The sequence below is a fragment of the Mesorhizobium sp. M1322 genome, from assembly GCF_040318085.1.
Classification (GTDB): domain Bacteria; phylum Pseudomonadota; class Alphaproteobacteria; order Rhizobiales; family Rhizobiaceae; genus Mesorhizobium.
Window position 1 is genome coordinate 1 of sequence record NZ_JAMYLP010000046.1, and the last position, 21,701, is coordinate 21,701.

13 protein-coding genes are annotated in these 21,701 nt (G+C 61.0%); 12 read left to right on the top strand and 1 reads right to left on the bottom strand.

Annotation, left to right across the window (positions count from 1 at the left end):
- The first annotated feature begins 830 nt into the window (after nt 1-830).
- The 3 genes from NKH12_RS17710 to NKH12_RS17720 all read left to right on the top strand — a co-directional run bounded on the left by NKH12_RS17710 (nt 831) and on the right by NKH12_RS17720 (nt 3,832).
- Nucleotides 831-1,505, top strand: coding sequence for an N-acetylmuramoyl-L-alanine amidase (locus NKH12_RS17710; RefSeq protein ID WP_352954318.1), 675 nt, complete (start codon nt 831-833; stop codon nt 1,503-1,505).
- A gap of 177 nt (nt 1,506-1,682) precedes the next feature.
- On the top strand, nt 1,683-3,410 hold the full coding sequence (locus NKH12_RS17715; protein WP_352954319.1) for a peroxidase family protein: 1,728 nt from the start codon (nt 1,683-1,685) through the stop codon (nt 3,408-3,410).
- A 17-nt stretch (nt 3,411-3,427) separates the two neighbouring features.
- Nucleotides 3,428-3,832, top strand: a complete 405-nt coding sequence (locus tag NKH12_RS17720) for a hypothetical protein (protein WP_352954320.1) — start codon at nt 3,428-3,430, stop codon at nt 3,830-3,832.
- A 21-nt stretch (nt 3,833-3,853) separates the two neighbouring features.
- Here NKH12_RS17720 and NKH12_RS17725 read toward each other — a convergent pair whose 3' ends face one another.
- Nucleotides 3,854-5,599, bottom strand: coding sequence for a hypothetical protein (locus tag NKH12_RS17725; RefSeq protein ID WP_352954321.1), 1,746 nt, complete (start codon nt 5,597-5,599; stop codon nt 3,854-3,856).
- A gap of 351 nt (nt 5,600-5,950) precedes the next feature.
- Between NKH12_RS17725 and NKH12_RS17730 the strand changes: the two genes are divergently transcribed.
- The 9 genes from NKH12_RS17730 (at nt 5,951) to NKH12_RS17770 (ending at nt 21,641) form a co-directional block, all read left to right on the top strand.
- Nucleotides 5,951-7,354 carry a YcaO-like family protein gene (locus tag NKH12_RS17730; protein WP_352954322.1) on the top strand — a complete coding sequence of 468 codons (1,404 nt, stop codon included), beginning with the start codon at nt 5,951-5,953 and terminating at the stop codon, nt 7,352-7,354.
- 81 nt (nt 7,355-7,435) lie between these two features.
- The gene (locus NKH12_RS17735) at nt 7,436-8,425 is read left to right on the top strand and encodes a hypothetical protein (RefSeq protein ID WP_352954323.1); all 990 of its coding nucleotides are present in this window, start codon (nt 7,436-7,438) and stop codon (nt 8,423-8,425) included.
- A 4-nt stretch (nt 8,426-8,429) separates the two neighbouring features.
- Nucleotides 8,430-11,222 (top strand): S8 family serine peptidase, encoded by a 2,793-nt coding sequence (locus NKH12_RS17740; RefSeq protein ID WP_352954324.1) that lies wholly within the window; start codon nt 8,430-8,432, stop codon nt 11,220-11,222.
- Nucleotides 11,223-11,264: 42 nt separating this feature from the next.
- Entirely contained in the window at nt 11,265-12,251 is a 987-nt protein-coding gene (locus tag NKH12_RS17745) for a DNA/RNA non-specific endonuclease (RefSeq protein WP_352954325.1), read from the top strand.
- Nucleotides 12,252-12,317: 66 nt separating this feature from the next.
- A complete protein-coding gene (locus NKH12_RS17750; protein ID WP_352954326.1) occupies nt 12,318-13,526 on the top strand; it encodes a S8 family peptidase in 1,209 nt (402 codons plus the stop codon).
- Between the two features lie 150 nt (nt 13,527-13,676).
- Entirely contained in the window at nt 13,677-15,374 is a 1,698-nt protein-coding gene (locus NKH12_RS17755) for a trypsin-like serine peptidase (RefSeq protein ID WP_352954327.1), read from the top strand.
- A 14-nt stretch (nt 15,375-15,388) separates the two neighbouring features.
- Nucleotides 15,389-16,522, top strand: a complete 1,134-nt coding sequence (locus tag NKH12_RS17760) for an AAA family ATPase (protein WP_352954328.1) — start codon at nt 15,389-15,391, stop codon at nt 16,520-16,522.
- Nucleotides 16,519-21,321, top strand: a complete 4,803-nt coding sequence (locus tag NKH12_RS17765; protein ID WP_352954329.1) for a hypothetical protein — start codon at nt 16,519-16,521, stop codon at nt 21,319-21,321. The genes NKH12_RS17760 and NKH12_RS17765 overlap by 4 nt, the downstream gene beginning before the upstream one ends.
- Complete coding sequence (locus NKH12_RS17770) at nt 21,318-21,641, top strand: hypothetical protein (RefSeq protein ID WP_352954330.1); 324 nt, start codon at nt 21,318-21,320, stop codon at nt 21,639-21,641. The genes NKH12_RS17765 and NKH12_RS17770 overlap by 4 nt, the downstream gene beginning before the upstream one ends.
- Nucleotides 21,642-21,701: the final 60 nt, after the last annotated feature.

Here is a 21,701-nt window from a genome sequence, read left to right on the forward strand (position 1 = left end):
CGAAGCCTGGGTCTTCATCGCCCACATCCGCCTGCTCACGCGTCGCCTCGCAAGACCTTGAAATTGCACCAGTCGTTTTGATTCAGACACTTAGAGGCTGCGCTTTTTAAAGAAAGACTGACAAAACCTTTGTCGCATGTAGGATCACACATCGTCGCGGCAAGGACTGCTTTTCTCGTAACGCTGGCTGGCATTCTCCTGCTAACCCTTTCGCCTGGGTGATTTTTTCGCGATACTGGCTGCTGGAGTTCCACCTGATTTCGCCAGAGGGCGTTTGGCGGCCCTATGAGAGGCTATTGGGCGGCTAGGCGGGTCGAAGTGAGCGCTATCGACGTCTGTAAGAGTAGTACTCCTGCGGTCGATGGTAGCGGATGTTCAGGTAACCGATTGATCTTATTGATCAAGTGGTAGCGGGAGCGCGCCTACCACCTTCCCCACACTCAACCGACTACGAGTTCCGGCTTCGCTGCTGCGGCTGCGCGAAGAGAACCTCGACGTCACGCCGAACGGCACTGGTGTAAAGGCTTGACGGCAAATCCGGATGCGGCTTGAAAGCCATCCTCAAGAAAGGACGGCGAATAAACCGTAGTCCTGCCCGTCCGCAACCGGGGACGGTTGTCGCGCGTAGGACGGAAGAAATTCGCCCCGCCGCGGACGGTGAACGGGACAGCGCAGGAACGTTAGCATAGGCACACCATGTGAGTGAGACGCTTAGGTGGCAAGCCTCGCTGAATCCATTACCCCCCAGGCGCCGGAGATGGTTCACGCTCGTTTCACGCTGGCCCTGCGATGCAGAGATCATGAAAACGTGAGCTTTGTAGGAGGAAGCAATGCCAGATCCAAAGACATATCTGTTTGATCTACCGGCCCGAGGCAGGCCAGAACCCTTTGCGATTCCCGAGGTGTGGTACCCCAACGTTCAAAGCTTCTGGGCCGGCTCAACCTCGTCGCGGATTTTCGATCCGATCCTGGGCATCAAGGCGGTGGTCATTCATGCGACCGCCGGCGCCAGCTCGGCCGGGGCAATGTCTGTGATGCAGGCCGGCACCGCCAGTTTCCACTGGTTGGTTCCCGACGAGAACGAAAGTCAGCATGGGCATGTCGTTTGGGCGTGCGCGCCGGAGGCACGGGCGGCTTGGCATGTGAGGAACGACAAGAGTCATCCGCAGGTCAATGGCGGCGCCAAGCGCATCAACCACTGGAGCCTTGGTATCGAAGTTGTCAACACGCAGGTCGCGGATCCGTTCTCGGACTGGCAGGTCGAAGTGACGGCGAGAGTTGTCCGCTACTGCTGGGCCAAGTACCCGAACCTCAAGACGATCGTTTCGCATGCCGCGCTCGATCCGCAACGCCGGACTGATCCCGGGACCGACTTCGACTGGATCCGTTTTCGCCAGTTGGTTTTGTCGCCCGCCGTCACGGAATCGGTGTCGTCGATGATTGCTGGCGTGACCCCGATGGGCAAACTTGCTCCGGCCGACCTTCAGACCTGTTGTGCTGGGTGATTGAACGGCCCGAACACCGTATGTTGGCGGCCGGTCGTGCCAGCAGCGGGACGGATTTGGCCTCCCATGAAATCCGTCTCGCCTTTGGACTGGTGCCGGTCGACAGCGCGCAAATTATGATCCGGTAGGCATCGCTGGCCGGGTGCCGATGGGATCTTTGACGGCGAAGAGGCGGCGATGCGACACGGCGAGTATGCGGCATACGAAGCCTTGGTGAACCATCGCCAGGCGTTCAACAATGCAAGAACGGACGGCGGTCCCACCGTCGAGGCCACGGACGCAGGCTCTGGCGATGTTCTCCGACGCCTCCTCCTGTTTCCTGATCTTGCCGACAAGCCCATAAACTTCATGCCAGCTGGAAAAAACAGCTCCATGACCGAGACTACGCAGCAAGCGATTTCGGCCATATCGAACTGTATGCTCGGTCCCAACGATTCCTTCGACCTGAGCGGCAATCCCGCAGCCTACACCTATTTCGGGCAGTTCGCTTTTCATGATATCGTTTTCAGCCGCGTGTTTGGCAAGCCAAGCGATCCAGCTGGGCGCACCTTGAGAAACGCTGCCTCAGGCAGCCTAGATTTGTCGGGCCTATATGGACGCGGTTTGGTTGTGGATGCCCACCTCTACGACTCGGCATCGGAAGGCGACACCACCCTTTGTCGGTTCCCCATAGGCTTGCCCGGCGTTAGCGACAAGGAGGTCAAGCTCCCCATCGACGGCGCGATCGAAAGGGCACGCGACGTTCCGCGCATCGACGCTTCCAGCGGGTTTCTGAGCGTCTGTGGACAGAAGACGCCGTATCGCCCCCTTATCGGCGACCCCAGGAACGACGATAACCTCATTCTTTCCCAGCTCCAGTGCACGTTGATGCAGGTGCATAACCGTCTTGTCGATTTACAGATGGCGCGCCACGCCGCATCGCCGCAAACTGCTTTCGAGCAGGCGCGTCTTTACCTGACCAGCGTCTATCGTCGCGTCGTGGTCGACGACTATCTGCGGCGAATTCTTTGGCCAAAGGTCTGGGAGCATTTCTTTGATGGCAAGGAGTTTCGCGGACCTGGCGTCGCCTCGCTCAGGCCGCTGGCGGATTTGCCTATGGAATTTACATATGGCGCCTCGCGGTTTGCGCACTCGATGATCCGCGACCGCTACACCGTCAACGACACGTTCGATCAGACTCCTGCCACATTGCGCGAGATTCTGGCGTTTTCCAGCCAGCGCGCGAACGGCGACGTCCCCGTCCGCGTCAATTGGGCCGTCGACTGGAGCCGTTTCACCGAATCGGGCAATGCCGCAAGGCTTCTGAAGGCACGCCGTATCAGCCCCTTTCTCACTTATGAAATGGCGACGGTCCAGCACACTGCCGACTTTGACGGGGCACCTCGGTCCATTGCCTTCATGGACTGCTGGCGCTGTTATGAACTCGGAATCGCCCCAGGTCAGACCATCGCCGCCGCTGTCGCTGTTGCGCTTGCCGTGGATGTGCCGGTGCTTTCCGATGCGGATATGCTGCCGACGGATAAGTGCAGGGAGCGCTACAGCTTCCAGGCGGGCGAGCTTGAAAGGACGCTGCGAGCCTATCCTCAGTTCCTCGTCGAAACGCCGCTGTCCTATTATGTGATGCAGGAAGCTTCGGTTCTCGGCGATGACGGCGACCGTTTGGGGCCAACTGGCTCCTTCATTGTCGCGGCCATCGTCGCGGCCGCACTGTTCAATGCCGTGGACAGCGAAATCCAGACGCCGCTGTCCCAATCGTCGGCCGAACCCGACAATCTTGCCGGCCTTCTGAGGTTGGCGGATAACAGGCTGGTTTCGGACGACCAGCTCTACGAATACTTCCAGCGGTCGGTTCACCTCGATATGCCGGGGCGGACCTACCGAAGAACCGGCAACGTCGCAACCTGAACATACGGAGCAGAGATATGGCCAAGTTCGAGAATGTGCAGTTTGAAGCGCTGGGTGCCTTCATTCAAAAGACTATCAGGGACCCTGCCGCCATGGAGATATTCAAGAACGGCACGCAGGATGAGAAGAAAAACCTTCTCAAGGGTTTCATGAACCCGCGCGGCAAGAGTTGGGACGAGATCACCATAATCGCGCATTTCGACGAGGAAAACGTCGTGAACATTGCCTTTCCCTTCACCGAAGACGTGGAGGAGACCGTCCGCGAGATCGCGCCCGACGCGGGCCCGGGATTGGACTATCCTTTCCCTGACCACTACAAATTCGACCCGAACGCAGGCGCGACGCCTGAGGAGAAGAAGGCAAACCGGCTTCGGGGCTATCGAAGCCGGCTTGGCGATTATGTAATGTCGCGTTGCAAATAGCATTCGCCCGAGATCACCGCGTCATGCCAGCCGTGCGGCGCGGTCGATGCCCTCGCTAAGTCTAGTTCGGTCGGCCTCCAGGCGGATCGGAAAGACGTTCTTGAACCAGTCGATCGCCATTCGCCGGCTCGGACGCTCGCCATTATGCCATGCGGCCGAGATGCCTTTCAAAAAGAGTCTGAAGTCGGCCCCGGCTTTTGCTTCGTTGCCCATGAGGGCATGGGCGGCAGCCGACCATCCCCTGATATCCGCAAACAGGCCATCGCTTTTTTCGACAGCTTTAGCGCAGCCCTGCAGGTCGCCGGCCAGGAACGCAACGGTCGCGTAGTAGCCATGATAATGAGGATCATGGAGAGGATTGAGTTCGAATGACCGCAGCGACAGGCTAACCGCTCGCTGATGGTTTCCGATGAACGCGCTGGCAAGTGAATAGGCGATAAGGGTCGCTGGATTGGCGGCATTGAGGTCGTGCGCCAACCCGAAGTGGAAATCCGCCAGTTCCCATCGCCGGGCCAGAAGGTGGCACCAGGCGAGGTTGACCTGATTGCGGTGATCGAGAGGATCGAGCGTGACTGCCTCTTTGGCCAGATCGAAGGCGCGGTCGAGGTCCGCACTGTCGACCGGATAACCAGGCAGCACGATCCACCGCGAGTTTAGGATCGCCGCTAGGCTCGAATAGGCGCATGCCAGTGTCGGATCCTGGCGGATGGCTTCTTCGTAGCGCGCGATCGCCGCCGCTTCAGTGTCGTTGCGCCACAGCGTGGAAAGCCGCTGTCCGTCGAGCCAGCTGTCATAGGCCGAGATGTAGTTTGGCGATTGCTCATCGATACGGTGGAGACGCGTGGTGGAAATTACGAGCTGAAGGCGTGAGGCGACCCGCGCGCAGATTTCATTGAACACAGTTCTCCAGGCGGCTGGCTCGCGAGGCGCGGTGGTGGTGAACTGCAACACGCCCGTTGCCATTGCCCGGCATGTGATATCGAAATGCGGTTCCCCGTCGTCGGAGGCGGATATTATCACTGCAAGGTCTGCGCTTTCCCCCAACGCGGCGCGAAGCGCCTCAACCGACCCTGACCGCACCGTATCGCGATCCAGTTCGGCGTGGATTGCGGTCCAATGCCTGAAGCGCGAGAGGGTGGCGGACAGTTCGCTGACCAAAGCGAATTGAACGTGCGTGTCGGCGGTCCTGTATTTTTCCGTGACAAGGACGATCGTCGGTCTTTCGATAGAATCCCGGGGAGCCGTGGTGTCAACGGCGGCATGCGGCCGCGCGGCTGCTGCATCCGAAGCGCTTGTCTTGAACCGTTCCAGTTGCTGGACGATTTCGCGCGTTGGCGCGAGGTCGAGTTCCGATCTCAGATCACCGGCGTAGCGTTCGAAGAAAACGCGAGCCCTAGCGTAACCGCCTTCCCGATGCAGGGCGCTCAGCATCCCGATTACCGCCGGCTCGTGGAAAGGATCGAGACGCAAGATGCAGACGGCGATCGCCTTGCGATCCGCCAGTGTCAGAGCTTGTTTGTTGAGCGATCCCGAGAGTTGATGGATCAGATTGTCCGACCACTGGGTCGAGGTCATCCCGATCCAGTTGTCGAACACCGGATCGCAATCCTGAAGACCGATGCAGAGCGAATTTCCGCTTCGCGCAAGGATGCGATCGACGGTCAGGAAGTCCCGATTCTTGAGCGCATGACGCAGATCGGCGATATCCGTTCGCAGGGCATTGTGGTCGATGCCGACGGAGAGCTTGTCGAGCACCAGAAAGCTCACGCCCGTCTGCAGCTCGATGTGCTTCAGGTCGCGTATGGATTGCCTCAGCGAGGCGCGTGCATGTTCCTCATCGCTGTCGCTCCACAGCAGTGCTGACAACCGCCCGCGCGTTTCGCGTGTCTGTTCGGACAAAATGAGATAGGCCAAGATCGCGCAAGCTTTGCGCTTGTCGAGAGCGTAAACCTTGTCGAGGCTGCGTATCTCAAAATTGCCGACAAGTTTGATTTCGAGGCTTTTCCCGGAAGAGCCCCTTTCTCTTTGCCTCTGAATCAGGGTTACTGACATGATCGACCCAACCCCCCTCGATCATTTAATACCAGAACCGAACTTGAGTTAAGTGAAGATTGAAGAATGCGCCTCGAAAAAAGGCATTGGGAAGTACTTTGCGCACAGTCGCATGCCGCTGCCGACTCTTGGCAGGCAGCTGACGAGGGCGTGTCGAATACCATAAGACGCGACATTCGGTTCGCGGGATTGGCGGATCGACCGGAAAAGGACATTGATGCTTCCGACCGTCGGCGTCTGTACGGCTGCGCTTCCCAGCACGATCTGACCGTCGATCTATTCGAGGTGCCGGGGGGTATTCTGGCTGCGGCAAACCTCGGCCTGCCCGGAGGTGACGGTTCCCGCCAAGTCACGGTAAGCGGAAAGGGATACAGTCGGGCACAAGCCCTGCTGGGGTGCCTCGGCGAAGCCGTCGAAGTCGACAGTTGGATGTACCAGGCCTCGGACGAGCACAAGCTTATCGCGGCCGGGAATGCCGGAGAGGGCTGTATCCTTGCGGCCGAAGCAGTCATCGGCTTTTCCAGGCGCCAGACAAAGCAGCGCCGTCGTCTCAATCGCCTATGGGATGGCTGGGATGCGATCCCGCCAGTTCGGCAAATGCGCGATCCGCAAATGTTGGCGCTTGTACGCGATTTTACCGGTTCGCACACAGCGCTGTGCCCCGCATTCCTGTGCTTTGGTGGCTTTGGCGAAGCCGTTTATGGAGACAGTAGCCTAAACGCCGATTCCAATGGCTGCGCAGCCGGGAGCACGCTCGACGCCGCGATGTCGCGCGCTGTGCTTGAGATCGTTGAACGGGACGCAACCGGCATATGGTGGTGGCGAGGGTGCAGGCGTAGACGCTTCTCTCCGAGCGGGGAGGATACCGCGCTGACCGCGGCCCTGAAGGAACACGCTGCCGAGACCGACCGGCGCGTCTGGTTCCTGGACATTTCCACCTTCCAAAACGCGCGCGTAGCAGCAACGGTATCGTGCGACGGAGACGGCCGCCGCGTGGCCCTGGGATTTGCGGCAGCCTTCGACTTGCAGGCGGCGGCCAAGGCTGCGTTCCTTGAAATGATCCAGACCGAGCTTGCGTTCGATGCCTATGAGGTGCGGGTCGCAACCAACCACGATGCGCCGACGTCCCCAGCAGACCGTCGCGTTGCGACGTGGCTGCAGCAGGTAAATCTGGACACAACGGGCTTTCTGGTGGGCTCCGATCCCGTGCCGACAATGCAATCAGGCCAAGCAGGGACACTGCTGGGCCTGATTGAAGAGCTAATGACGGTGAGCGGCGGCAGTTTATGGTTTGCGGACCTGCAGCGGCCAGCATTCGCAATCCCGGTGGTCAAGGCGATCTGCATCGGTCTCGCGCACTTCAAGCCACGGCTGGGTTGTGACCGGCTCTGGGCATTGCCGCTGCAGCGTGGCTGGCAGCCGACATACGGACGTCGCGATCTTGGGCGGCGGACGCCGCTCTTCATCTGAAGGCTTCGGCCGGGCCGGGGCTGATTTCACGCTCACTTCACGCTGGCTCTGCTCAATTGTCGCAACGGTTGGGGGGCTGCGATGAAGAACAGACGCATTTTGATCGACGTCAAGTCCGAAACCGCGGGGGCTCGCAAGGGGGGCGAGGGGTGTTTCGGGCATGCGGTGGGCGCCAGGTCGCCCACCGCAGTCGGGCGCTGGGTTTTTCCATGCATTCTTCCAATTCTCATCGTTTCGACCCAGCAAGCATTTGCGCAGGGCAACGACATCCCGAACGCCTCGCACATACTCACCGAATTGATGAAGGTGCTTTTGATTGCCGCCGTGTTCGAGCAGGCGTTCGCTGCAATCTTCAACTGGCGGCTTTATCAGGAATTCTTTTCCGCACGTGCCATGAAGACGCTGGTGATGCTGGTCATCGCCGGCCTGTTCGTCGGTGTTTCCGGATATGATCCGGTCAGCAACATCATCGGCTTTGCCAACGGCACCCAGCAGGCGCCGGCCAACATATCGACAACGACGCTGACCACCACCTTGTCGGCATTGATAATCGCGGGCGGAAGCGCCGGCGTGAATTCTCTCCTGGTCAACCTTGGCTTACGCGGTCCCTCCACCCCCGAAGAGGCGCCTAAGCCGCAGACCGGCTCGGCGTGGTTCTCCGTGAGGGTTGTCGCTCCGCGGGGTGATCCGAAAACCGAATATGCCGTGGGCCTTGCCGAAGCTGACCATTCATCGATCGGCAATTCCGTGCTCGGCATACTGGCCAGGCGCAGTGTTGAGGAAAGGCTGAAGCGAGTCTTTTCGCGCGATCCGATGCGCTATCCGCCGAGCGGTGGCTACAGCGTGCCGTCGGGCAAACCCTATGCGATCACTCTTTCGCGCGTCGTGCAGGATGCCACGGTGGCGAAAACGCCGGCCTCGACCAAAACGCCAGCCTCGACCGCAGAAAAGATGACCGCGACAAAACTGGAGCCGGTCTGGAACTGGACCGGGTCATTTGCCGACAGGGCGATAGCGGACTTCGAAGTGAGGCTCGACCCGGATGGCGTGACGCTGAACGCGAAAGGGTAAGGACATGTACCGCCAATTCCTGAAGGCCGCCGCTGACGCAACCGATGATCCGAGTTCGCAAACGCTTGCGCCGGGCATTATCAGGTTCACTCTCGAATACGCCAAGGCGCCCGATCTCCAGGCAGAGCGCGCGAAGCTGAGTGTCATCATCGGCAGCGATCGCTTCGCTTTCTTTCCGTTGCCCCCGGGCGAGGATCCACTCGTCCACATTCTGCAGTTTCCAAATGTCTGGCGCGAACAGTCGGCCGGTTTCCTCTTCGATGTCGCGCAAAATCTCATCGACGACTGTGGCCTGCGTTCGTGCGTTCCCGATGTCGATCCGGGCTGGATCGCCGACGACGAGCTCGGCCGCAATGCACCGGAATCGGTGGGTGGCATCGTATGGACGCTGTGCAAGTCGAGCGCCCCGGTTCCCTCGACCATGCGCTGGGCGGTCTCGGCGGTGCGGGCGGACCGGGCGTGGACCAAGTTCAACACCACCGGCCAGGGGATTCTGATCGGCCAGCCGGATACGGGCGTCGCCGATCATCGTGAACTGGACGGTGCGCTTGATCTCGCAAAAGGCACCGACATTCTGGCCGGCGGCGGTCTTCCAATCGATCCACTCTCCTCGTCAATGTCCTCGCCCGGTCACGGCACCGCAACGTCGAGCACGGTCGTCAGTCGCCCCTCATTGGCGATCGTCGGGGCGGCGCCGGGAGCAACACTGGTTCCAATCCGCTGCGTCAATTCGGTTGTGATCGGCAGTGGCGCCGCCGTGGCGGCCGCCGTCGACCATGCCCGTCTGGCAAAATGCCACGTCATCACCATGAGCCTTGGCGGGCCGCTCGAAGGCGCTGATTTGCGGCGCGCGATCGAGAGGGCGGTCAAGGCGGGCATGATCGTGGTCGCCGCGGCCGGCAACTGCATACCAACGGTCGTCTACCCCGCCTGGGACGCCAACGTTATCGCCGTGGCGGGCGTCGACATCAATGATCGACCTTGGAAGGGAACGTCCCACGGTCCCAAAGTCGACGTTTCCGCCCCTGCCGAGAATGTTTATGTGGGGCGGCGGGCAAGGCCCGCGGATGCCGACAAATCCGTTGTCGAGCCGGGTCAAGGCACGTCCTTTGCCGTGGCCCTGACAGCCGGTTGCGCCGCGCTATGGCTGGCCAGGCACTCTCCTGCCGCGATCAAGGCCGAGGCGGCCAGGCGCGGCGTGCACGTTCAGGAATTGTTCCGCGCCGCCGTAAGGAAGTCGGCGCGCAAGCCCAGGAACTGGCCCAGCAGATCAATGGGCGCCGGTGTGGCCAACGCGGAGCAGTTGCTGGCGTTGCCGCTTCCAGAAATTCCGTTGGGCCCTTCCGTGGAAAGCGCCCACCCCGGTCACTCGATCCTTGAAGCCACGCACACTCCCGAGCGCTTCGTCGCAGAGGCAGGTTTTCTGGCGCTCGATCGGCGCCAACGCATGGATCCGAAGCGTGTCGGGGCACTCGAAAGCGCAGTGGCGCCGCGCCCCAGCCGGGCCCTTGCCGCAGCCATCGGCACGGCTGGCGCGGCAGCCATGCTGCTCGACCGCACCACGCTGCCGAGGCCATCGGGACCGCTCACCGCTTTCGTCGGCCCACGCACGCCGTCAGGTGGTTCGCAGCCGCGCAAGGGCTCGGCATCGCAAAGCGCGGTGCCGCCCATCACCGCGCAGACGATGCTCGCCCGTTCCGGAAAAAAGGAGGTGCTCGACCGTATCGAGAAAGTCCTGAGCAATCGCGGGGCGCGTGCGGGCACGACCGAATCTGCCCGCGCCGCCGGCCGCGCGATCATGACCCATGCCGAAGCGGTCGTCGACGCTTGGGCGAAGGGCAAGACTATCGATGCCGGATCGGTCGGGGCCGTAAGGGCGACGGCGGAAGCGATCGTGCGGCTAACCGACCGTCCCGCTCTACGGGTCGTGGCCGGGATGGTCGATCCCAGGGATCCTCAGCTCGAGTTCTGGGCAGGTGATCTGGGTCCACCGAGAAAGGTTCTCAAGCCGCTCATCGACGCGGTTGGCCGCATCGACATCGACGAGGCCGGCGGCCATTCGCATGTCGGCACCGGCACAGTGATCGCCAAGGGCCTTGTGATGACCAACCGGCACGTCATCGAGGCGTTTTCGGAGCCGGTCCCGTCCTCTGGCGGACGGCACCGGTTTCTGCTCAGCGCCCCGGTATCGATCTGCTTCGACGAGGCGGCAATCGACGAGACCCGCCGGTTCGTAGTCAAGAGCGTGCTGACGGCGGGACCGTGGCAGATCGGCCAGTTCGCCGATATCGGCAAGCTGGACATCGCAATCCTCGAAGTGGAAACGACGAACGCCGCCGGCGCCAGCCTGCCGGCGCCGGCACCTTCGGGTCCACTTTTCATGGAATCGGCCGAGCGGTCCAAATTTATTGCCGTCGGCTACCCGGCAAAGCCCAGCCTGTCGGCTGCCATCGACCCGGACACCGGCGAGGTCTCGACCGAGATATGGGACCGTTTCTGGGCGCTGTTTGGCGACGAGTACGGCACCAAATATGTTAGTCCAGGCCAGATCGTGAACAAGCCGGGAGAAATGGTCGGCGATCAGCTCCGCTGGGCTCTGAGCCATGACGCAACGACCCTTGCCGGCAATTCGGGCGCTCCCCTCATCAGCTTGCGCAATCCCTACGGTATAGGCGGACTGCACTTTGGCGGGCAGACATTGCGGCAGAACCTCGCTCACGATCTTGCCAGCATCCGCGGTGCTGTCGACAGCGACAAGCAACTGCTCGACCTGAAGGCCTTTGGAGATTTCTTTTAACGCCGTGTGACGTGCGCGGCATTTTTCGATCGGAGAAAACGCATGTCTGCGACTGAACCTGTAACCGTGAAGATGGATCGGCGACCGCAGCTCCGCGATATGCGGCGCCTGCGTGGGCCGGGGGCCGAGGCAGCTCTCGAAACGCATATTCGCAGCGAGAGTGCAGTGGCCGAGCGCGCGGCTCGGCCGCGCATTTCGGCGCCTCAGTCCTTTGCTGGCCGCGCCGGCTTCGATCGGACTTTCCTGACCGGTTTTCCGGTCGACCTGCCCAAGCCAAACGGCCAGCGTTCCCGCGATGTAACGCCGGTTGGCGGCGATGCCAGCGGCCGGCTCGATTATTGCAATTTTTCCGTCGTCATGTCCGCGTCGCGGCGCATGGCCCTGTTGACCGCCGTCAACATCGAAGGCGCCCGCTCCGTCTCGATCGAACGAGAGGATGACAAATGGTCGCTGGACGGGCGCCTGCCGGTCGAAGCGCAACTCGGCGAAGACCTTTATGCCGGCAATCGCCTTGACAGAGGGCACCTGGTCAGGCGCGAGGATCCGAACTGGGGCGACAATGCTCTCGTCGCCAACGAGGATACGTTTCACTTCACCAACTGTGCGCCGCAGATGGACATCGTGAACCAAAAGACCTGGCTCGGACTCGAGAACTACATCCTGAAGAACGCACGGGCCTGGGCCGAGCGCTGCTCTGTGTTCACAGGGCCCGTCTTCGGCGCCGCCGACCTTCGGTATCGTGATGCACTCGTTCCGAAAGCCTTCTGGAAGGTGGTGTCGTTTCTCTCCGATGACGGCCGCCCGTCCGCCACTGCCTATGTGGTCGAGCAGGAAAAGGAGCTTGGTCAGCTGGAGGCGGCGTTCGGCGCCTTCAAAATCTATCAGCGAAGCGTCAAGCACGTCGAAGGGCTTTCCGGCCTCTCTTTTGGCTCCCTCGCCAACTTCGACGGGTTTTCAAACGAGGAAGATGTCGAAGGCGGCCTGTCCATTTCGTCGGAGATCAGAGTGCTGGGCGACGTGCGCATCTAGAACGCGCTTTCAGGGCGAACATAGCCGCAAGGCAAGGGGGATGGCATGAAGAAGATGAAGCTGGAAATGGTGGTGCTGCGCAGCCGCGCCCCGCGTGGTTTGGAGGCTGTGCTCGAAAGCACGCAAGCTCGGGATCCTCAGCTGGTTTCGGCCAGGCGAGTGCGTCCGTTCGCCCGCGGCTTCGAGGATATCGAAGTCGAGCTGGACGAAATGAGCGCCGCTGATCACCAGCGTATTTCCGCCGATCCGACGGTGCTGTCGATCACACCGCGGATGCCGGTCGCGCTCATTCGAGCCTTCCCTTCGGCCAAACCCGCGCCGAAAGCCACTCCCGTCGTTAGCTGGGGCATTGAAGCCGTCGCCGCTTCGACGAGCCCATTTAGCGGGGACGGCGTGACGGTGGCGGTGCTGGATACCGGCATAGACAAGGATCACAAGGCGTTTGCCGGTGTCGAATTGGTCCTCCGCAATTTTATCGGGGGTTCCCTCCAGGATGTGACTGATGACGAAGGGCACGGGACTCATTGCGCCGGCACCATATTCGGCCGGGATGTCGACAATTGCCGGATCGGTGTTGCCAGAGGCGTCAAGCGGGCGCTGATCGGCAAGGTTCTGGGAAAAGGGGGTGGTTCGTCCGAACAGATCGTTAAGGCGATCCAGTGGGCACAGCTCGAAGGCGCCCATGTCGTCTCGATGTCGCTGGGCATGGATTTTCCCGGCTACCAGCAATTGTTGATGACCGAATACGGCTACAAGGCGCCGCAGGCCACGTCGCTTGCGCTGGCGGGCTACCGGCTCAACACAAGGCTCTTCGACGAATTGTCGCGCAGCATGGTCGGCCACGACGGTCTGATAGCCGGGTCGGTGGTAACGGCCGCCGCCGGCAATGAAAGCCAACGGCCGGACTATTCCATCATCGTCGCGCCGCCGGCTACTGGTGAGCTGTTCATGTCCGTGGCGGCACTTGGCCGCAACAAGGACAAGACATATCGCGTCGCACCCTTCTCCAACGAAGGCGCGACGGTATCGGCTCCAGGGGAAGAAATAGTCTCGGCCCGGAACGGCGGCGGCCTTGTCGCCATGAGCGGCACCAGCATGGCCGCTCCGCACGTGGCCGGAATAGCCGCGCTGTGGGTCGAACAACTTAGCCAAAGCAACCAGTTCAGCGCCGCGAATGTCATCGCCAAGATCAAAGGGACGGCGCTGGGTCTAGGGGCGCTGTTCAGACAAGAGGATGTCGGCCATGGTCTTGTCCAGGCGCCTCAAGCGAAATGAACAGGTCGGTTCCAACGTATATGCTCTGCGCTGGCCCCCATGAGTCCTTATTAAGAAAAGTATCGTTGTGCAGATAGTGGGAATTTCTGAGGGTATTCTCATGGTGGCAATCGTTCTCATAATCGATAGGCTGCGTCGGGGCGGTTCGTGGTGGCAAAAAGTAATCCCATAGTCGACCTGACCATGTTTGTCAGGCGCCGGACTGCCGCCGGCGACGAAGAGACGGGGACTGGCCTGTTGATTACGCCGCGCCTGGTCATGACCGCGCTGCATGTGGTTTGTCCTTTCGGGGGAAATAGCGTCGTCCCGGCACATCCTTTGTTGAAGCTTTCTGTCCGTTTCGAGATTGCATCCAGCTTGGAGCCTGGAACCGCTGTGAAATTTTACCCGGCGCGGCTGGTATGGCCGCCCCCCGGCGCGTCGGCATCGAGAGACTTCTCCGACATCGCGCTCTTGGCGCTCGACAATGACGGCCTGGACGAAGGGGATGACGGCTATTTGCCCGTGGCCGGGGTCGATGCCGCGAAAGATCTGATCAAGCGGTACCCTCTCGAAGAGGCCACAAGACGAATACGTCTCGGTGTCACCGGGCATCGGTCGCCGCAGGTGAATTTCATGGGCTATCCTCTCGCTGGCGAAATGGCCCTGAAGACGGTGCAGAAGGCCATCGGCCAGGAACATATTCCGCCGCTGCTGCCTATCGGCGGCACTGTCCCTCTCGCGGATCCGCCAGCGGGCAAACTTGTCTTTCTCTACACCAGCCAGGTGTGGCCGCCGACGCCCGAGCGGCCGAACCCATTGGTTGGCATATCTGGCGCGTCCGTCTATCGCGTGGACGATGGTGGCGAATACGCCGAGATTTACGGCGTGCTCAACCGCTCATTGTCGAATGATGGCGCGCAAAGTCTGTTGTCTGTTGCGCCAATTCCAAAGCCCGACGTCAATCAGTCTGCCACCGGTTTCTGGTCTTTCGTCCCGGAAGCCATGGCATTTGTTGAGGATGACTGCCGACAGCATGCCTTGGAGGTCATCCATCGGCTTGATCGGACCGAGCCGGTACAGATTTATCTCGACGGCTTTCGAAACAAACGCCCGCGCAGTTATTTTTATGTCTTCGTCACCACGAGTTGGGACGGTCCGGACGCGCTGTGCAAACGGCTGCAGGAGGCGAGCACAAATAGCGACGAGCCGCTTTTCGACAGCTCCTTTGCCTTGCATCCGCCATTGGTCACCATTCAGAATATGGATGGCGCAGCGGACTGCCCCCGGCTGCTCACGACCCTTGCCAAGCAGATCGGGGCGCGGGCACCCGGCGAGAGTCCAGCCCAGCCGTCCATCGCCGACAGGCTTGCGAGCGGCGCCGGGCCGCGCCTGCTGCTTTTCGATGTCGATGAGTGCCGGCTGTTCGATGAGGATACCGGCGAGCGGCTGGAGGGTGCAGTCGCGATGCTGCGGCAGTTGATGCTGGAAATCGCCGGCTGGGCAAAGCAGGAACTGACCCCGCAGGGCGGTATTTCGTACCAGCGGGAAAACCCTCTTGTCGCGGTTCTGCGGATCCAGGTGTCGTCGTCGTGCGAGGCTCGCCAGGCCTTCAAACAGGCCAAGGATCTGGCCCGGCGCACCATCGCCCTGTTCCAGAACGAATGCGGGTCGCCCGAAGGCATGCATTGCGAAGTCTGTGGCCAGCCACTGGACGAAATCTCATTCTCCGACTTCAACTCTTGGTGCGCGCAGCAATTCCGCACCGCCAACTTCTCCGGCACGCTCGGCAACGCGATGGAGCCGCCATTCACCGGCGGCACGCTACGCTTCAACGCCATCTGGAAGCGTCTCGACGCTCTGAAATAGAACTGGGGACAAGCATGCTCGGCCTCGATCTTAACGGTCATCTTCTTAAAAACAGGCTCGACGGCGCCTCTTTCGGTGGCCGCGCCACGGGTGTCAAGAAACGGCCATATCTGCCCGATGACAGCTTGACGACAGCCGCGGCTCTCGCGGTCCTTTTGGGACAGCCCTTGCTGCTCAGTGGTCTGCCCGGTGTCGGCAAGACCGGTGCGGCCTACCACATCGCCTCCAGCCTGTTCGGCGATGGCCAGGAGCCGATCCGCGTCACCGTCACCACGCAGACCACCGGCCGCGACCTGCTCTACAAGTTCGACCTTCTGACCCGTTTCCACGACAAGGATATTCCGCTCCGGCGCCTCCTGCGTTTCGAAGCGCTTGGACGCGCCATCGCGACCGCCTGCGGCAGCAGTGCCCTGGTGCTGGACGCGGCCACGGACCAGCCGGTCACCGAGCCGTCGCGCATCGCCGCTATTGTCGGCGATGCGGTGCGAGAGCCAGGCCCCTTGCTGCTGCGCGACCTTTTTCAACCCGTGGAATGTCCGCCCGACAAACCCCAGTCTTCGGTCGTGCTGATCGACGAAATCGACAAGGCGCCGCGCGATACGCCGAACGATCTGCTCGAAAGCTTCGAGGCGATGCGCTTTACGATAGACGAGCTCGGATTGAAGATCGGCGCCAAGGATGCCGCCAACGACGATGCCGAGCGCCGCCGCTCGCGGCCCGTCGTCGTCGCCACCACGAATGCCGAAAACAATTTGCCCGACGCCTTTCTCCGGCGCTGCGTGTTCCACGAGATCGCGATGCCCGGAGAGGCGCAGCTCAAGAAGATCGTCTTCGAACATCTGAGGACCATCGACAAGCTCGATGAAGGCAAGGCGAATGACTTGGCCAGCGCGGCTTTCGCTGTCGGCGATCAGGTGGCCAAGCGCATCAAAGGCTCGTCGCGCGCGCCTGGCACCGCCGAATACATTGCTCTGGCGCGCGCCGTCCATGTCTCGCCGATTACTGCTGCCGAGTTCCGCACGGCCATGGACAGCGGCAGCAAGCCGCAACCCGAACTGATCAAGGCTCTGCTTGGCGTGCTGGTGAAGACGGCCGACGATCTCGGCAAGGCGCTCGAAATATTCCCGTCATTGTCCGCAACGCGATGACCGACCCGCGCGAAACCGCCACGCCGGAATCCCACCCGCTGCAGGGGTACTGGGACAGGCTTGGCGGTCGCGGCGGCCGGATCGAGGCTTTGCTGTCGGAACTGGCCAAGATTCCAGGCATGGTGCTTGGTGTCGACCGGATGACAAGGCTCGGGGTTGCGCTGGCGGCGTTGGCCGACCGCGGCGCATATTTCCGAAACGCCGCCGACGCCGCCGATGTGATGATGCCGCTGCTCACCATCAATGGTGAAGCGCAACTGGCGGGGCGTGCCGCCATCGCCGCCTTCTGGGGGCGAGTGGAGGTGGGTCCGCGGCAATCCGACAAGAAGGCTTTGAAAATGCCGTGGCAGAAGCGGTTCAACGAAGCGCGTCTTCGCATATGGCTTGCCGCTGTGTTGACCACCGTCATGGTGCTCGGCGTGGGGTACGTCGTTTTTGCGGTGCCGCATGCTGCCGTTGAAATCACGCCGACGCCTCCGACCATCCCGCAGCCGGGGCCATCGCAGGCCACGTTCTGGCCATGGCTGGCCGAACTTTTTATGCGCGACATCCTGCATCGTCTCTTCGCCGTCCTCGTGGTGGCCTGCTTTGCCGCGCTTTGGTGGAGCTACGTCAGCAATCGTCGCGAAGAGCGGCTTGCGCGCGACAGGAAGGACGGCTTGGTCGCCGCGACGATGACGCCCGAAGCCAGCGAGATCCTGTTTCCCACAGCAGTGGTGCGGCGGGCCGGCCGCCTGCTGCGCCGGCCGGTGCGCGTCGCCGGCCACCGCCTCGATGTCCGCCGCAGCGTCGAAGCGTCGATCGAGGCTTTCGGCTACCCGACACTGGAAATGGGCCTGGAGTCGCGTGCTCCCGACTGCCTCATGCTGGTCGAGCGCATCGGCCGGGACGACCATCTGCCGGCGCTGGCCGACGCTTTGGCAAAGCGGCTGCGCGATGGCGGTGCCGATCTTCTGCGGTACGAATTCCGGATATTCCCCGACGTGCTTGAAGCCGTAGGGCGGCGCTTCGGCGGCCAGCCGGTGGTCTCGCTTGCGGCTCTTGCGCGCCGTCATCCGGGCGCGCGCGTGGTGATCGTTGGCACCGGCCGGGGTTTCTTCGAGCCGTATGAGCTCAACAAACTGCGGCTCGGCAAGCCCTTCTTCGGCGAGCCGGAAGAATTGCCGTGGGTCGATCATCAGGTGGCCGACCGCCAGCAGCGGCAAGCACCGCGCGCCCTTCCTGCCTTTCGTGAACCGCCGATCCTGATGACGCCGTCCCCGCCCGATCGCTGGGGACCGGCCGAGCGAGCCTTGCAGCAGGCCGGCTTTGCCGTCATCAGCCTGGGCTCCGCCGAGAATTCTAACGCCGGCCTGGAGAGCGCGGTCGAGGCCGTTGTCGGCAACCGGCGCCCGCAGGCGGTCGACCGCGGGGTCATGGCACATGCCACACCCAACTATGATCCATTGCTGCTGGAGCTCGATCGCGCCGAATTCGCAAGCGACATCCCGCCGCCGGACAACGCGTTTCGTGAGCGGCTGGCGCGACGCGTCACCGCCTATGCCTGCGCGCGCATCGGCGAGGCCGAGGAGGACGAGTTTGACCCGCCTGACGATCCCTATCAACCGGACGACTTCGTGTTGCGGGCCGGAGCCGCGCTGGCGGCGCTTGCCCTGTTTCCCAAGCTCGATCCCCAATTCACACCTGCGCTGTGGAAGCACGTGACGGGGCATGCACTGAGTGCTGCCCGGCTCGCCCGGCTTGCGCGGTTGCCCTGGTTTCGGGCAGGGCGCATGCCGGACTGGTTCCGCTCCGATCTTGCCCGCTGCTTCCAGCGCGAGACTGAGCAACAGCCGGGCAGGTGGAAGACCTTGCGCACCGAACTGGCCGTCTTTGCCAATCTGTGCCTGGTCAGATCACCGGACGCATTCGGCCTTGAGGTCCATCGGCCGTCGACCTCTCTCGAGAAATTGCTTTCACAAATGCGCGTGTTGCGGTCGGACGCCGATCCCGCCTCGCGTGCGCTGGTCGAAGAGCGCCTGTTTCTGACCTTTCTCGAGAGCGGCGAGGTGGCCGATACGGAGCTTGCCGTCCACCTTCCAGCGCCGGAGCGTCTTACGCCGGCAATGCGCCTTTCGCTGCTGGGCTTTGGCGTGGCCGCGCTCGTCGCGGCGGCGTTCGCGCCCTGGGCGCTGAGAGTGGCTTACTCGTGGGCAGGAGCGATTTTTGATCTCTCAAGAAGCGGTGACGAGAATGCAATATCGTATTTGATGGCGCTTTGCTTGCCGGGGGCGGCAATTGGAATATACGTATCACTAGAATACATTTATAATATAAGAATGAATAGAAGCGGTTTAAGATGGGTCGTTATTTGTCTCCTTTCTGTAATTCTCGCAGTCATCACATATGCAATAGAATATATAGTTGTTTCATCAATTGCACCTTATGGATCATCTGAGTACGAGTCTGTCGTTTTTTTTGTAGTTTACTCTGCTATACCGGCAATCGTTGTTGCATCTATCATACTGATCTCTCCAATTAACAAGAATCATTTAACAGAATATTTTTCAAAATACTATCCGATCGTAGTTTCTACTTCGATTGCTGTTTCTTTTTCATTGATGCCAGTGTCGATAGATAGGTCTTTTGATTCATTTTACGTTTTTTCTTCCGGATTACTCGCGTCAATTGGGCTCTCGTTATGTGCAACGAAAAACGTTGAGAAGGTGAAGATACTAGTATATACGTTGTGCGTAATATGGCAGTGCTATATAGCATTTGAGATTGTTGAGGTTGTTATTTCCGAATTTATCTCAAGCACCTATATTGATCTAGTTCAAACATCATTCTACACGTTTTCGTGCTCTCTTCTCGCCGATTTGCAATTCTCGGATGGATGGCGTAGAAAGCTAGAGCGGATTACATTTATATTCGGGTCGTCGGTATCCGCCTTGCTTGTCTCTTTCCTATATTACCGCACGTTTGCCTCTACGCCGGCTATCGCATATTTGGGCCTGGGAACAATCGCTGGCGCGATCGTTTGGTTCTGGCTTCTGAGGAATCCCCGTCTTGAAATTCGCCTGGGCGCCTATTTCCTGAGATTCTTGAAGCCGGTCTCGGCCGGGAGCTTCAGGCCCGTCTGGATCGGTATTCTCCTAAAGGCCATCCTCAGTGGCGCGGTCGTCGCCTTTCTTACGAACGCTGTTGTGGGCCTGATCGTTTTGTCTCTTGGATCCAACGAGGAGACAGTCTTGCAAGAGACCCTCCCGAGGCTGCCAGGCCTGGTTTCGCAGTCCAGCCCGCAACTGCTTGCACAGATCGCGGCGGTGGTTTCGCTCTTCCTCGCCTCCTACGTCCTTTGCCGCCTGACGATGAGGATCTATCCGGCGTCGACCGTCAGTGGGGGGGACTTTGCGGAAAAACGTCGCCGCTCGACCGAAGGGCCGTGGTATGCAGCGCCGTTGTGGGTGACCTTAGCGTTGTGGGCGATCGCCATCTTGCCGGCGTCGCTGCACAACTGGCTCTCGACTGCCAACCTGTTGAACATCGGAGCGCTCAGCAAGCTTGGCGCCGAAGGTTTCTCCGCAATCGATTCTTTGAACGGAGCGCTTATCTGGGCACTGCAGGTGCTTTTCTGGCTCGGTGGTTCGACGTGGACCTCGCTTGCCTATCTCGCCTTGCCGGTGGCGCTATGCCTCGGCCTGCGCATGGGGCATGCGGCCGACCGGCCGATCTTGATCGGGCTGCTGCCATTCCTGCTGGCCGTCACGATCCTGCCTGCCTCGACGCCAGGCGGTGTGTGGATGGTTCCGCTGGTGGTTCTGTTGCTGCGCCTCGCGCGTGACCCTGCGTCCGGGCTGCGCCTGCTTCGCTTTGGCGGTGGTTTCGGCCGCCGGCCCGCCAACCCTTTCGTTGTCTTCACGCTCGTGTTGGCCCTGGCGCTGGTGCTTTCGCCGGCTTTGATCGGTAGGCCCGGGTCGAACGACGTGATGATGGCGATCGTTCCGGATGTGGCGCGTGCGGCCGTCTTCGTCCTGATCGGCGCTATGCGGCTTTCGCGCTTGCCGGTACTCGCCGCCCTCGGCCTCATCCTTGCCATCTCGGCCCTTCCGTTCGGCAGACTCAACTTTGGTCTTGCCGACACTGGCATCAACATCACTGTAGGGTTTACGCCCGGCCAGGCGGTCGACCTGGCATTGTCATTCGCCGCGGTGCCGCTGAACAAGCTGTTGCTTCGCGTAAGAACGGACTCGCCGCTATGGGCCGTAAGCATGATCGTACTCGGCCTGGTGATCGTCGCGGCGGTCGTGCTCAGCTTCGGCGATGGCGGGGTGTCCGTCGGCACATTTGTTCAGTTGCCGACGGGAGAACTATACAGGCCCACGAGAACCACTCTCGCCATCCTGGCTCTGACCATTGGCTTGGCGATACAGGCACAGCGTAGGGCATTCTTCTATCTCGTGGTGCTGGGCTCCATTTTCGCCGCAATCGCACTCCTCGGGTCAATCTATGGCTATCTCGCAGCTGGAAACTTTTGGACCGGAGGCGTCTTCGTGACCCAGCCGGAGGCGCTGACGTCCCCTGTCGCAAATCTGATCGCATCGCTTCCCAGCCTGGTGATCGCCGCTGGGTTCATGCTTCTTGGTCGCGCAGCTGCCGAGATGCTACTGGGCCAGGCCGCCACAGGCAAACCTTCCGGGCGTGCAACAGTTGACGAGCTTCCCGCCTATGGCAATCAGCCTTTTTTCTCTACGTCGAGCGCGGCCGGCCACGGGAGCGAAGCTGTCCTTGACCGTAAGACGGAAGCGTTCTCCAAATGAGCGCGTCGGATTTCGGCCAAGTCGAATCTGTTCAGGAGGACGCACCCGAACAACCCAGCCTGCCGCCGACGTCCTTCCCAAATCTCCTGTCCTTCCTGTTGGCCCTGCTCGGCCCTTGGGGGATTGCTGCTGCCGTGGGAGCCGTTGTCCTGGTGCTCCTTTCCGTTGGCCTCAACGCGGCATGGGAGGCTTCCCCTCGGCTGCCTGCGAATCCCCCCATCGATGTTTCCCCGCCGCCGATCGAGAAACCGATCGGGTCGGACACAGCGCAGCCGCCGCTGATCATACCCCGCGAGCCGAGTGGCGAAAAATTAAAGTAAAGTGAGGATGATTGCTTCGCCAAACCGTACCGACGTCATTCGCGATCCATCAAGGATCGG

Coding starts and splice junctions, on each gene's coding strand:
- NKH12_RS17710 (WP_352954318.1), top strand. CDS start 831: ATGCCAGATCCAAAGACATATCTGTTTGATCTACCGGCCCGAGGCAGG.
- NKH12_RS17715 (WP_352954319.1), top strand. CDS start 1,683: ATGCGACACGGCGAGTATGCGGCATACGAAGCCTTGGTGAACCATCGC.
- NKH12_RS17720 (WP_352954320.1), top strand. CDS start 3,428: ATGGCCAAGTTCGAGAATGTGCAGTTTGAAGCGCTGGGTGCCTTCATT.
- NKH12_RS17730 (WP_352954322.1), top strand. CDS start 5,951: ATGCGCCTCGAAAAAAGGCATTGGGAAGTACTTTGCGCACAGTCGCAT.
- NKH12_RS17735 (WP_352954323.1), top strand. CDS start 7,436: ATGAAGAACAGACGCATTTTGATCGACGTCAAGTCCGAAACCGCGGGG.
- NKH12_RS17740 (WP_352954324.1), top strand. CDS start 8,430: ATGTACCGCCAATTCCTGAAGGCCGCCGCTGACGCAACCGATGATCCG.
- NKH12_RS17745 (WP_352954325.1), top strand. CDS start 11,265: ATGTCTGCGACTGAACCTGTAACCGTGAAGATGGATCGGCGACCGCAG.
- NKH12_RS17750 (WP_352954326.1), top strand. CDS start 12,318: ATGGTGGTGCTGCGCAGCCGCGCCCCGCGTGGTTTGGAGGCTGTGCTC.
- NKH12_RS17760 (WP_352954328.1), top strand. CDS start 15,389: ATGCTCGGCCTCGATCTTAACGGTCATCTTCTTAAAAACAGGCTCGAC.
- NKH12_RS17765 (WP_352954329.1), top strand. CDS start 16,519: ATGACCGACCCGCGCGAAACCGCCACGCCGGAATCCCACCCGCTGCAG.
- NKH12_RS17770 (WP_352954330.1), top strand. CDS start 21,318: ATGAGCGCGTCGGATTTCGGCCAAGTCGAATCTGTTCAGGAGGACGCA.